Consider the following 12,839-nt stretch of genomic DNA (forward strand, 5'->3'; position numbering starts at 1 on the left):
ATTATATTAACCGTTTCTGGCCGTCATCTTTTTTAATTTTTTGCAGGTTTTCCTGGGTCTTTTTTATCCAGTTTAAGGTTCTCTGGGCATCCACTCGGGGACCATGGGTGGACATGTTATTTCGGGAATCATTTACTATTTCCAGGGCATGGTCCAGGGACTTTTTCACATCCTCTTGAAATATTAAAAAGTCCTTCAAGGAAAATACTACCAGTTCCTCATCATGGCTGAATACTCCATGCCTATAGAGTATTACTTCATCTTCTGGTTTTTTCAGTTTAAGGGACTTCGTCAAGACTATATCTCCCGGTCAATTTTCTTAAGTTTTTTAAAAAAAATATTATTTTATAAATTCAAATAAGGCTGTTTCATCTTTATTTTGCGGTAATCTCTTTCTTTTTCGAGCAGTCAGCACCGGCCCCTGGTACTGTACAATGGATGATTGTAGGGTGAATTCGTCCATGGAATCAATTAGGGAGTAGGCCCGGTTTAGGTCGTCACCTACTCTACTTAAAGCCTGTTTTTTATATTTAACTTGGCCTTTGGTGATTTTTCACTGTCTTTTGCTGCTTTTTCTAAATATTCTTTTACCTGGAGCAGGGTTTCTTCTAGTTCTTTTCTGGGAAAAACAATTATTTCCTCCTCAGGAGGGATTGATTCCCAGTTATAGGAGATTAGTTTTTGATCCTCAATTTTTATAATAGCGTAATCCATTTTTTATCACTATATTTCTGATTATGATATGGGCTAAAAGAGGTTTAGATAGAGAGCCAGGGATAAGTAATTTATAAATAAATTTAGTTTAGTCTGATACGTATGCTCCCAATACAAAAAAAATAATGGAGAGAATTAGATTAATTTACCTATTTCTTTAAAAAAAACTAGAAATTAGACATTATATTCTATGGAAACTTTATATAAAATGTTAAAATATTTAATAAATCATTATTCATATCCTAATTCTTCTAAGTATATGAACTCAATATCGTCTCTTTCATTTATTAAATTGATGAAATTTGGTTCATATCCTCTTGCAATTACTATGCCTTTACATATCAGTTGATAATTCTCTTTTAGTGATTTTAAGTAATTATCAATTTGATTATACGTTTTTAATGTTGCTTTAACATTTTTAAGCTCTATAACAATTGATTCATTTGTTTTTCTATCTTTAAATATTAGATCTATGAATCGTGTTTTACCTTCTTGATCTTTTATAGTATATTGTTGCTCAATATGTTCAACATCATATCCGTATTTTTTTAAGATAGAGGGATCATTATATATTTTCTCTTCTAACTGTGATTCCAGATAAATTGCTGATGATGGGAAATTTTTTATAATTTTTTCATATTCCTTTGCTTCTTCATACCTTCCTAATGCGACTAAGCAACGTTTTATATTAAGCAACGTATCTGCTTCGTCAGGATCTAATTCATGAGCTTTTTTAAAGCAATCAATGGCCATTTCATATTCTTTCTTGGCTCTTAATATAGCCGCTTTACTAAAATAGGCTAGATACGAGTTGGGGTCAAGTTCGATAGCTCTATCATTGCATTCCATGGCCTTATCAAACTCTCCTAGGAATGGAAGACAATAGCCTAATTTAGACCAGGATTCTGCATCTTCAGGATTATTTTCTAAGTGTTTTTCAAAATAAAAGACAGCATTTTTATTATCCTCTAATGCAAGATAATTGTAAGCTTGTCCATAATAAACAAAATCTTCTTCAATACCTTTTTCAACAGCTAAATCATAATAATGAATAGACTCTGAATAACGTTCTAATTCGTTTAAAAGACTTGCTTTAAGGAAAAATAGATTGTAATATTCACTATATCTTTTTATTTGATCATTTAAATAATTCAAAGAGTCTGGAATTGATTTAAGTTCTGCTAGAATAAAACATTTATTAATAATGGCCCTTTCGTATGAAGGATCCTTTTTTAGGATATTTTCAAACAAATCTAAGCTTTCTTCATATTTATTCTGGCCTAAAAGATCAAGGCCCTCATTAAATAGATCCTGCTTTTCATGTTCATCCATTCTATTCCTCCGTTTTATATAATCTTATAATCTTGCTAATTATCTATAATTAGAATAACATTTTTGTGAATTTAAATTTTAGAACTATTAAATGATTTCTCTAAATCATTTAAAGCAGCATAGACAACCTGTATACATATATTGCAAGTATCTTGGTCGGGATATACCATATCTTCTCTCTGTTTAATGGGGTGGACTAAGTTCCTATAATCTCTTAAACTGCTATTAAAATCTTTAATATCCTTACCCATCCAATCAAGGTCATGGGCAACATTTATAAGATCATTAAGAGTCCAATGCTTAAATTTCTTAATTGTATTATTTTTATATTTAGGAGCATATGGGGACTGATTAGCATCTTTAGGATTCTTTTCCACATTATGAATTAAAACACCTTCTAATATACTTCCCATTAATATGATTGCAGCAAGAAATGCTTCAGCAGATAAACAAGATTCTATTTCGTTCCAGCGGAGTTCAAGAATATTACATAGTTTTTCATCGCATACTATTTTATTAAAATTAATATAATCAATTACACAAGTTTTAGTAGTCTTATTAATAGGAATATATGAATCACTAATTTTTAATCGTGGTTCTATGCCATCAATAATTACTTCAAAGCCTTCTAAAGCTAAATATACATTTAATTGTTTTAGAACCTCTTCATGTATTTTATTATTATAATATTCTTTAGGATGGGCCAATCGTAATATAACTTTTTCAATAGAAGAATCTAAATTATAATTCTCTAATTGATCTAAAACATACCATTTGCGTGTTTCATTAGTAAATTCACGACATTCGAGTCCTGCATTGTTGAAAAATTTTGGTAAATCTGAACCTTTTCTGTAACAAGGGCAATCATTATAATTATCCTTAAAAAGCTTATCTGCTAATTTATCCCCACATATTAACTCTGAAATCATTTCTAGAGTTTTATAATCTAGTTTCATAGTATTCTCCAAATATCAAATTTTACTAAATGGATTATAGGATGGTATTGCTCTCATTTAGCTATTTAATAGTAGATTCCCTATATTAAACACTAAGAATATCTTTTATTACTATATAGATTCAATGCTATTTATTTTATTATTCTATTAATCTGGCCGGTATTCTTTATTTGAATTTAAAAGAACTACTACTTTAAATCAGATATAAAATTAGTTAAAAAGTATATTATTTTGAGTATGCCATCTAGTTATAGAAGTTCTATTCCATTTTAAATCATTTTAAATTAATTAAATATTGTGGATTCAATAATTGAGTATTAAAAAACATATTTTAGATTTATGGGGAGTTGTTTACTCTTATTTTATTAGTTTAAGAGTTCGCCGTCAAACGTCTGCCGACTTCAACCGGAATAAAAAATTCCGGCATCGTCGTCAAACGTCTGCCGGCGCGCTGGAAAACTATTTGACCTGTTTTAAACTGGAGAGTTATAGCAACATTAAACCATATCAATTTATTATATGGGGTGTAAATATCCATAGAATAAGTATAAATTTTATGGGGAGAATAGATGGCCACTCAAAGTGAAGCAGCACTGGAATCAAAACTAATCAATAAACTGGCAGATGGGGGATATCAGCGGGTCCAAATAAATGATGAAACTGAATTAAAATCTAATTTCAAGGCCCAGCTGGAAAAATTTAACCATATCCAACTCACCGACAAAGAATTCAATCAGATATTGATTCACTTAGAAGGTGGGACCGTCTTTGATAAGGCCAAGAAGCTCCGGGATAGGTATGAGCTTAAAAGAGAATCCGGCCCGGTAAAATATATTAGTTTTTTAAATAAGAAGGATTGGTGTAAAAACATATTCCAGGTTACTAACCAGGTGACTTTGAGAAAAAAATATGAAAACCGGTATGATGTCACCATCCTGATTAATGGCCTGCCTTTGGTGCAGATCGAACTAAAAAAAAGAGGAGTGGAACTAAAAAGGGCTTTTAATCAAATAAATAGATACCATCGCCACTCTTTTAAGGGATTATTTAACTATGTGCAAATATTTGTCATAAGTAATGGTGTAAACACCAAATACTATGCCAATAATAAAGATTTAAGCTTCAAGTATTCTTTTTACTGGAAGGATAAGGATAATCATAATATCTCCAATCTGGATGAATTTGCCGATATTTTCCTGGAAAAATGCCATTTATCTAAAATGATTGCCCGTTACATTGTTCTTAATGAAACGGATAAGGCCTTAATGGTTCTGCGAGCATATCAGTACTATGCCGTGGAGGCCATACTGGACAAGGCCCTCAATACTAAACAAAACGGGTATGTGTGGCATACCACCGGTAGTGGAAAGACTCTTACTTCTTTTAAAGTAAGCCAGATCCTGGAAGGGGAGGAGGGTGTTGATAAAATTATCTTTGTGGTGGATAGAAAGGACCTGGATTACCAGACCACCAAGGAATTTAACAGCTTCTGTGATGGGGCGGTGGATGGAACAGATAATACCAAATCACTCTTAAAACAGTTATCTGGATCTAATAAGTTAATCATAACTACTATTCAGAAGCTAACCCGGGCCGTGGATAGGCATGATATTAAATTAAAAGATGTTAAGGATAAGAAGATTATTTTAATGTTTGATGAGTGTCACCGTAGCCAGTTTGGGGAAATGCACAAGAAGATTACCGGGTTTTTCACCAATCTACAGTACTTCGGGTTTACCGGCACCCCTATTTTTGCAGTTAACTCCAATAAAAAAAGAACCACACGGGACATATTTGGGGAAAAGTTACACACTTATGTGATTAAAGACGCTATACATGATCAAAATGTCCTGGGATTTTGCGTGGAATACCTGGGAACCTATAAAAATAAGGCCGTAATTGATATTGAAGTAGAAGATATTGACCGCAAAGAAGTAATGGAATCAGATCTGCGGCTGGAAAAAATAGTGGAGTACATAATCAATAATCACGATAAAAAGACCTATAATCGGGAATTCAATGCTATTTTTGCAGTTAGTTCCGTTAATGTACTCAAAAAATACTATGATCTATTTAAGAGTAAGGATCATGACTTGAAAATAGCCACCATTTTCTCCTATGATGATAATGAAGAGATTAAGGGTGAAAAGCACTCCCGGGAGAAATTGGATGAATATATAAAAGATTATAATGAATTATTTGGAACCAATTTTTCCACGGAAACCTTTGACCAGTACTATGTTGATGTGGCCAAAAGATCTAAAGACAAACAGATTGACATTTTAATCGTTGTTAACATGTTTTTAACTGGTTTTGATAATAAATTTTTAAATACTCTCTATGTTGATAAGAATTTGAAATATCACACCCTGGTACAGGCCTATTCCCGTACTAACCGTTTGTTAAATGAGAAGAAAAAGCAGGGGAATATTGTTTGTTTCCGCAACCTGAAAAAGTTCACTGATGATGCCATACGTCTTTATTCTGATGAAGACGCAGCAGAAGTAGTTTTAATGAAAACCTATGACGAATATGTAAAAGATTTTAATGAAGTCCTGGTGCAATTATTCGAATTAACTCCTGATGTTTATGATGTGGATGAATTACCCTCCGAAGTAGAAAAGAAGCTGTTTGTGCAGATTTTCCGGGAATTATTGCGATTAATCACCCGGCTATACATATTCACTGAATTTGATTTCGAAGATCTGGATATACCGGAGCAGGCCTTTGAAGATTTTAAAAGTAAATACCTGGACATTTATGAAGAAGTGAATACTCCTACTGGTGTGGAAAAAACATCGGTACTGGATGATATTGACTTTGAAATAGAACTCATAAGAAGAGACGATATTAATGTGACCTATATCTTAACCTTACTTAAAGAACTGGATTATAATAGCCCCTCCTTTGAAAAGGATAAGGAGTTCATAATAGGCACCATGGAAAAATCCCGTGAGCTCCGGAGTAAAGTACAACTCATAGAACAATTCATTGATAATAATATTCCTCAGATTGAAAATAAAGATCATATCGAGGAGAATTTTGAGATTTTCCTGGAAAAAGAAAAGGAAAAGGCCATTGACACGCTGATTAAAGAAGAGAAATTAAATGATGATCTAGCCAGGGATATTATATCTGAATATGAATTTTCAGGCAAAATGCAAAATAATCTTATTAAAGAATCATTTTCAGATATAATGGGTTTAAAAGAAAGAAGATCCAAATTAAAAACTATTAAAGAGTACATTATGAATTTAGTGGATAAATTCAGCTGGTAAAACTTTAGATATTATTTATGGGGAGTTGTAGTCATTGTCAGAATATCAAAATAAACTTGAAAGCAAATTATGGGCCATTGCCGATGAATTAAGAGGCAATATGGATGCCAATGAATTCAAAAACTATATCCTGGGGTTCATTTTTTACAAATACCTATCTGAAAAAATAGAACTCTACCTCAACCAGGAACTAAGAGAAGATGGAGTAACCTTTAAAGAGGCCTTCAAGGATAAGGAGTTACGGGAAGAGATTGAGGCCGAGGCCCTGGAGAATCTGGGGTATTTTTTGGAACCCAAGTGTCTTTTCCAGAGCCTGGTGGCAGAAGCACTCAATGGCCAGTTTATTATGGAGGACCTGGAAAGGGCCTTAAAGCGTATTGGTGATTCCGCCGCGGGCCATGAAAGTGAAGAAGATTTTGTCAATCTATTTGATGATGTGGACTTACAATCCTCCAAGCTAGGTAGATCCGTGGAGGATAAAAATAAGCTTATTTCCAGGATTATTTTGCATTTGGCGGAGATTGATTTTAAGCTGGATGATCAGGAACAGGATATTTTAGGTGATGCCTATGAATATCTCATTGCTCAGTTTGCCTCCAGTGCCGGTAAAAAGGCCGGGGAGTTCTATACTCCTCAGCAGGTTTCCAAGATACTATCCCGTATCGTGACCCTGGGTAAAAGTAAGATTAAAAGCGTCTATGACCCTACCTGTGGGTCTGGTTCGCTGCTTTTGCGGGTGGCCCGTGAAGCTCGTGTATCTGATTTTTATGGTCAGGAATTAAATCAGACCACCTATAACCTGGCCCGGATGAATATGATCTTACATGATGTTAGTTTTAGTGATTTTGATATACAGCAGGGTGATTCCCTGGTAAATCCCCGTCACTTTGGTGATAAGTTTGAGGCTATAGTGGCCAATCCTCCTTTTTCTGCTCACTGGTCCTCAGATAAGAGCTTCCTTGATGATGAACGATTCAGTGCCTATGGTAAATTAGCCCCTAAATCCAAGGCGGATTTTGCTTTTGTGCAGCACATGATTTATCACCTGGATGAAAACGGTACCATGGCCATAGTCTTACCCCATGGTGTATTATTCCGTGGTGCCGCCGAAGGCGTTATCCGGAAGTATCTGGTGGGGGAGAAGAATTATCTGGATGCGGTGATTGGTTTACCGGCCAATGTTTTCTATGGGACCAGTATTCCCACAGTGGTGCTGGTATTTAAAAAGTGCCGGGAAGATGATGCAGATGTGCTCTTTATTGATGCTTCTAAGTACTTTGAGAAGGTTAAAAATCAGAATCGTTTAAGGGAGGATGATGTGGATCGGATTATTGATACCTATCGTGAAAGGGTTGAGGTGGATAAGTTTTCCCATAAGGCCACCTTGGAGGAGATCCAGGAGAATGATTATAATCTGAATATTCCTCGTTACGTGGATACCTTTGAAGAGGAAGATCCGGTGGATCTGAATGCAGTGGTTAAGGAACTGGAATCCCTGGAAGAAGAGATTGAATTGGTTGATGCAGAGATTGAAAAATACTGTGCTGAGCTGGGTATTAAGGCCCCTGTTTTTAGGAGGTGAGGGGTTATGAGTGTGCCTGAGTTGAGGTTTCCGGAGTTTGAGGGGGAATGGGATGAATTCAAACTTAAAGAAATATCTACTGAAATAAAAAGGACTTCTGAAAATGTAAATGAAGATGTTTTAACTATATCTGCTAGTGTAGGTTTTATTAGTCAAAAGGAAAGATGGAATAAAGTAATTGCGGGCAATAGTCTTAAAAAGTATGTTCTTCTTAAAAAAAATGAGTTTTCATATAATCGGGGTAACTCCAAATTATTCCCTTATGGTTGTATTTATAGATTAAAAAATCACGATTCTGCTTTAGTTCCTAATGTGTATCGTAGTTTTTCATTAAATGGTCAGAATCCTCTTTTCTTCGAACAATATTTTATTGGAGGATATATTGACAGACAACTTCGTAGGATAATTTCTTCTAGCGCAAGAATGGATGGCTTATTGAATATAAGCAAATCTGATTTTTTTGATGTAAAAATTAAAGCTCCTAAAATTGACGAGCAGGCGAAAATTGGCTTTTTTTTAGCAAAAGTTGATGAAAAAATAGAGAAGTTAGAGAAAAAACTTGAGCTTTGGGAAGCTTATAAAAAAGGAATGATGCAGAAGATATTCAGTCAGGAATTACGGTTTAAAGATGAAAATGGGGAAGACTATCCTGACTGGGAAGAAAAGAAGTTAACTGAAACCGGAAAAATAGTTACTGGAAACACTCCTTCCACTAAAAATAAAGAATATTATCATGAGGGGACATATCTTTGGGTCACTCCGACGGATATAAGTTCTTCTAAATATATTAAATCAACTGAGAGAAAATTAAGCGATGCGGGAATTAAAAAAGCTAGGATTGTTTCAAAGAATAGTGTTTTAATAACTTGTATTGCTAGTATAGGAAAAAATTGTATTATAACTGAAAATGGGAGTTTTAATCAACAGATTAATGCTATTACTCCTAAAAAAGAATTTTCACATGAATTTATGTATTATATTATCGATAAGAACTCTGAAAAACTCAAAAAATTCGCAGGTATTACAGCAACCCCGATATTAAATAAAAAAAGCTTTGAAAATATGAAATTTGAATTCCCCTGTCTTGATGAACAGATTAAGATTTCAAATAGTTTATCTTCCTTAGATAACAAATTAGGATATTTAAATGGAGAAATTCAAATAAATTATAACTTCAAAAAAGGATTATTGCAAAAAATGTTTTGTTAAGGTCTTTGTGGAGGTATCTAATGTTAATATCCAAAATTTATGTTGATAATTTTAGGAATTTAGTTGATTTTAAGATGACTTTAACAGATTTTGAGGTTATAGTGGGTGAAAATAATATTGGCAAAACTAATTTGCTTACTATTTTAAATAAAATATTCTCAACAAAAAGAATTTACTTCGATGGAAATGATTTTAATAATCCTGAAATTCCAATAATTTTTGAAGCTACATTTATATTTTCTTCAATAGATGAAGAAGCAATTTTTTTTGATTTTGAGGGTATTAAAAACCCAGATACTAATGAAGTAAAACTGAGAGTAAAGGCAAACTGGAATGAAGATGTTGGAAATGTTGATGTATCCATCTTGTTTATTAGAGAGGATCTACCAGATGAAGAAAAAGAATTAATGACGCCTTCATTACAATTTAGGAAACATATTTCGTGCCATTACATATCTGCTTCACGAGATCTACGCAAAGAAATGAATACTCGATCTGGTGCTATGTTTGAACTTTATAAGTCTTTTTTTCCTCAATCAACTTTACCTTTACAAACGATAAAAACTAAGATATCAGAAAAAAACAAGGCCCTCGAGGAACTTGAAGTAAAAACTAAAATTTACTTAAAAAAAATTGAACAAAATTTAAATAATGATGAATGGGAAGATTTAGAGTTAAATATGGAAGATTTAAGTAAAGTTATTAATTCTAATTCAAGTAATGAGTTATTAAAACAAAAATTCGGTGAACTTAAAACTTTAATGAAAAATTTTCATACAAGAACTGATTTAAAGGAGGAATTGGACGACTTCCATATCCGTATGAAAGATCTATATAAAATTGAAACTGTTGAGAATGTTCTTAATTCATATACAGAGAATATTTTACCATTCGAACAAATAGATTTAAATCTAATCCCTATAAATGATGATGAATTTATAAAACAGCTAAATATTGAATTAGGAGGATATTCTATTTTTAAACAAGGGGAGGGATATCAAAATATAATAAATCTATTTATAAAATTGATAAAATTTTTTAATTTAGCTAAATTAAATGAAGATGGCATTAAACTTTTCATAATAATTATAGAAGAACCTGAAAGCCATTTACACCCCCATTTACAGAGAAGTTTTATTAAATCATTAAAAAAATTCCAAGAAAAGTTCACAGGTGAAGGAATCCAATTCCAATTTTTAATTTCGACCCACTCCCCTTTTGTGATAGAGTCTATTGAACTAGAAAATCTTAACTTAATTCGTAAAAAAGAGCAGAAACCACATTCTCTTAAAGTTAATAGAAAAGAATTCATTGAAAAAACATTAGATGAAATGGGAGTTCAGGAAAATAAAAAAAATAAAAAAAGAACACAAATAAACTATTATTTAGATGAAATATTCCTAAAAAATGCCGATATATTCTTTAGCGGATGTGTTATCATTGTAGAAGGTCAAACGGAAGAAGGAGCAATACCCCTATTCAGTTCAAAAGTTATTGGGGGCTTTGATGAATATGGGATATCTATTTTAAATGCTCAAGGCGCTGCTACGATACATTATTATATTAGACTTTTTTCGAATTTAGATATTCCTTACGTATTAATTATTGATAAAGATCAAGAAAATGAATTCAAAGATGAGTATAACGCATACTTCATAGGTAAAGACAAAAATCAGGCTTTTGAATGTGAAATTTTAAAGGAATGTCCTCTCGAAAAGATTTTAAAAGTTCTAGATTTGAAGGTGCCTGAAAAATTTAGCAGTCAAAAAGGTGATTTAATTAAGGAGTTTAGTTATCTAAGAAATCATCCCCTAAATTCCTTGAATGAAGTTTTAGAGCATATTAACGATTCTGATAGAAATAATTTAATTTATATAGTTAAAAAATGGATGAAGGGCGAAAAAGGTTATACATTTGGCAGGATGCTAGCTCAAAACCTCGATGAAAACGAAATTCCTTCAAAGTTCATTGAAGCTATAGAAAAAGCAAAAACTTTATCTAAAGATTTGCATGGTGTTTAAATGATTACTTTAGATGATGATCAAAAAAAAGCCATATATTCTTCGAGAGAAAAATCTTTACTAGTTTTAGCACCCCCTGGAGCAGGAAAAACATTAGTAATGGCAAAGAGAATCGAATTTTTAATTAGAACAAAAGCTATCAGATCTCCCTATAAGATTTTGGGATTGACTTTTTCTAACTCTGCGGCGGACGAAATGAAAAAAAGAGTGATTAAAGAGGTTTCTGGATCAAAAGGACGTGTACATATAACTAACTTTCATTCTTTTGCTTATTCTGTTCTGAAAGCATATGGTAATCGAGCTATCATAAAAAGGAATTTTTCTGTTCTAGGAGAATTAGATTCAGAAGGTCTTATTATAGATAAACTTGGCATTTCAGGATCTTTTTCTTTGAGTAAGTATGATGAAAGAAGAAAAGCAGCCCAAAAAATGTTAGATCGTTATAAAATATGGAAAATTGAACGAATACTGAAATTAAATGGAGATTATTGTGATAAAAAGTTTGATAAGCATTTTGAAGCTGCTTTAAATGCGTTCAAAGACGAATTACGTAATATTAATGCATTAGACTTTGATCATATTCTTTATTACTCATATATATTACTAAAAAATAATGAAAATATTCTAAATTATTACAGGTCTGTTTTTCAATATATTTTAGTTGATGAGTTTCAAGATACAAATCCCATACAATTCAAACTATTAGAACTATTAGCCAATGGAATTGATTCTTCATTACCAAATCGCCCTGTTTTTATTTTGGCTGATCCTAACCAGGGAATTTATGAATTTCAGGGAGCAAATCCTAAAAATATCGAAGATTTATTAAACACTTTCAATATTGAAAAAATTGAACTTAAAGGTGATCACAGATTTGGTTCAGATGGAATAAAAAAATTAATAGATGAAATATCCAATTTCATTGAAGAAAAAACATTATCATTATCACCCTCGCAAAGTGATAAGCCTGTTTACTGCATTTTTGATAATAAAAAAGATGAAGCACATTATATTCATGAAAAAATTAAAGAATTTAAAGATGATGTGAAACTTCATGAAATTGCCATTTTATCTCCACAAGGCTATAATTTAGACATTATAAAAAAACGATTGAATAAAGAAGAATACATTTTTTTACCTGATTTTAAAGGTATTGAAATAGAAAAAAAATATAAGTCATTATTTAATGAATTAAAAAAAACTGCTGGAATTAAAGGATGCTTAGAAGAAATCATAATAGATATAACCAAGAAAATCGGCATCGAAATTGATAATGATCTTTTGCAAATATTAATTAATATTGCCAGAAAATATGATAATAAAGTCTCAATGATGTTACAGGACAAGATATTGCTTTTTTCAAATGAAGTTCTATTAGAAATTAATTGGGGAGATATTCTTAGAAAAGAGATTAAAAATAAGATATTTCTTTCAACAATCCACAGTGCTAAAGGATTAGAATTTCAAAAAGTAATTGTTTGCGGTATTGAAAGTGGCTCTTTGCCATTTTTCGTTTCTTGTAATAAATGTAATGAACATGGCTTAGATGAGAACTCTTGGATGGAGAGTTTAAAATTATTGAATGTGGGAGTTTCGCGTGCAAAGCTAGAATTACTTATCTCAAGTTCTAATTCAAGGCGCAGGTTTAAAACACACCCATCATGCGTCCTAAAACCATTCTATCGCCATTTAGAAATATTAAATACCACGCTTTTATGATTTTAGATTAACTAATGAAGAGATTTAA

At 32.1% G+C, this 12,839-nt stretch carries 10 protein-coding genes; 5 read left to right on the forward strand and 5 right to left on the reverse strand.

What is annotated here, in order from left to right; all coding sequences use genetic code 11:
* Nucleotide 1 precedes the first annotated feature (1 nt).
* The 5 genes from HYG87_RS10790 to HYG87_RS10805 all read right to left on the reverse strand — a co-directional run bounded on the left by HYG87_RS10790 (nucleotide 2) and on the right by HYG87_RS10805 (nucleotide 3,002).
* Nucleotides 2-295 carry a hypothetical protein gene (locus tag HYG87_RS10790; RefSeq protein WP_211533165.1) on the reverse strand — a complete coding sequence of 98 codons (294 nt, stop codon included), beginning with the start codon at nucleotides 293-295 and terminating at the stop codon, nucleotides 2-4.
* 45 nt (nucleotides 296-340) lie between these two features.
* The gene (locus HYG87_RS11065; RefSeq protein ID WP_256438688.1) at nucleotides 341-463 is read right to left on the reverse strand and encodes a hypothetical protein; all 123 of its coding nucleotides are present in this window, start codon (nucleotides 461-463) and stop codon (nucleotides 341-343) included.
* Nucleotides 464-510: 47 nt separating this feature from the next.
* Nucleotides 511-714, reverse strand: coding sequence for a hypothetical protein (locus HYG87_RS10795; RefSeq protein ID WP_211533166.1), 204 nt, complete (start codon nucleotides 712-714; stop codon nucleotides 511-513).
* 231 nt (nucleotides 715-945) lie between these two features.
* Nucleotides 946-2,046, reverse strand: coding sequence for an endonuclease NucS domain-containing protein (locus HYG87_RS10800; protein WP_211533167.1), 1,101 nt, complete (start codon nucleotides 2,044-2,046; stop codon nucleotides 946-948).
* A gap of 71 nt (nucleotides 2,047-2,117) precedes the next feature.
* On the reverse strand, nucleotides 2,118-3,002 hold the full coding sequence (locus tag HYG87_RS10805; protein WP_211533168.1) for a hypothetical protein: 885 nt from the start codon (nucleotides 3,000-3,002) through the stop codon (nucleotides 2,118-2,120).
* A gap of 569 nt (nucleotides 3,003-3,571) precedes the next feature.
* Between HYG87_RS10805 and HYG87_RS10810 the strand changes: the two genes are divergently transcribed.
* The 5 genes from HYG87_RS10810 to HYG87_RS10830 are packed head-to-tail and all read left to right on the forward strand — an operon-like array spanning nucleotide 3,572 to nucleotide 12,811.
* Entirely contained in the window at nucleotides 3,572-6,280 is a 2,709-nt protein-coding gene (locus tag HYG87_RS10810) for a type I restriction endonuclease subunit R (RefSeq protein ID WP_211533169.1), read from the forward strand.
* Between the two features lie 34 nt (nucleotides 6,281-6,314).
* Nucleotides 6,315-7,862, forward strand: a complete 1,548-nt coding sequence (locus tag HYG87_RS10815) for a type I restriction-modification system subunit M (RefSeq protein ID WP_211533170.1) — start codon at nucleotides 6,315-6,317, stop codon at nucleotides 7,860-7,862.
* Between the two features lie 6 nt (nucleotides 7,863-7,868).
* Nucleotides 7,869-9,071, forward strand: coding sequence for a restriction endonuclease subunit S (locus HYG87_RS10820; RefSeq protein WP_211533171.1), 1,203 nt, complete (start codon nucleotides 7,869-7,871; stop codon nucleotides 9,069-9,071).
* A 20-nt stretch (nucleotides 9,072-9,091) separates the two neighbouring features.
* The gene (locus HYG87_RS10825) at nucleotides 9,092-11,092 is read left to right on the forward strand and encodes an AAA family ATPase (RefSeq protein WP_211533172.1); all 2,001 of its coding nucleotides are present in this window, start codon (nucleotides 9,092-9,094) and stop codon (nucleotides 11,090-11,092) included.
* Nucleotides 11,093-12,811 carry an ATP-dependent helicase gene (locus HYG87_RS10830; RefSeq protein ID WP_211533173.1) on the forward strand — a complete coding sequence of 573 codons (1,719 nt, stop codon included), beginning with the start codon at nucleotides 11,093-11,095 and terminating at the stop codon, nucleotides 12,809-12,811.
* Nucleotides 12,812-12,839 lie beyond the last annotated feature (28 nt).

It is taken from the genome of Methanobacterium alkalithermotolerans (assembly GCF_018141185.1).
Classification (GTDB): domain Archaea; phylum Methanobacteriota; class Methanobacteria; order Methanobacteriales; family Methanobacteriaceae; genus Methanobacterium_F; species Methanobacterium_F alkalithermotolerans.

Bases quoted from the DNA above. Each gene is read 5' to 3' on its own strand.
- HYG87_RS10820 (WP_211533171.1), top strand. From the start codon at position 7,869: ATGAGTGTGCCTGAGTTGAGGTTTCCGGAGTTTGAGGGGGAATGGGAT.
- HYG87_RS10800 (WP_211533167.1), bottom strand. From the start codon at position 2,046: ATGGATGAACATGAAAAGCAGGATCTATTTAATGAGGGCCTTGATCTT.
- HYG87_RS10825 (WP_211533172.1), top strand. From the start codon at position 9,092: ATGTTAATATCCAAAATTTATGTTGATAATTTTAGGAATTTAGTTGAT.
- HYG87_RS11065 (WP_256438688.1), bottom strand. From the start codon at position 463: ATGGACGAATTCACCCTACAATCATCCATTGTACAGTACCAGGGGCCG.
- HYG87_RS10795 (WP_211533166.1), bottom strand. From the start codon at position 714: ATGGATTACGCTATTATAAAAATTGAGGATCAAAAACTAATCTCCTAT.
- HYG87_RS10805 (WP_211533168.1), bottom strand. From the start codon at position 3,002: ATGAAACTAGATTATAAAACTCTAGAAATGATTTCAGAGTTAATATGT.
- HYG87_RS10830 (WP_211533173.1), top strand. From the start codon at position 11,093: ATGATTACTTTAGATGATGATCAAAAAAAAGCCATATATTCTTCGAGA.
- HYG87_RS10810 (WP_211533169.1), top strand. From the start codon at position 3,572: ATGGCCACTCAAAGTGAAGCAGCACTGGAATCAAAACTAATCAATAAA.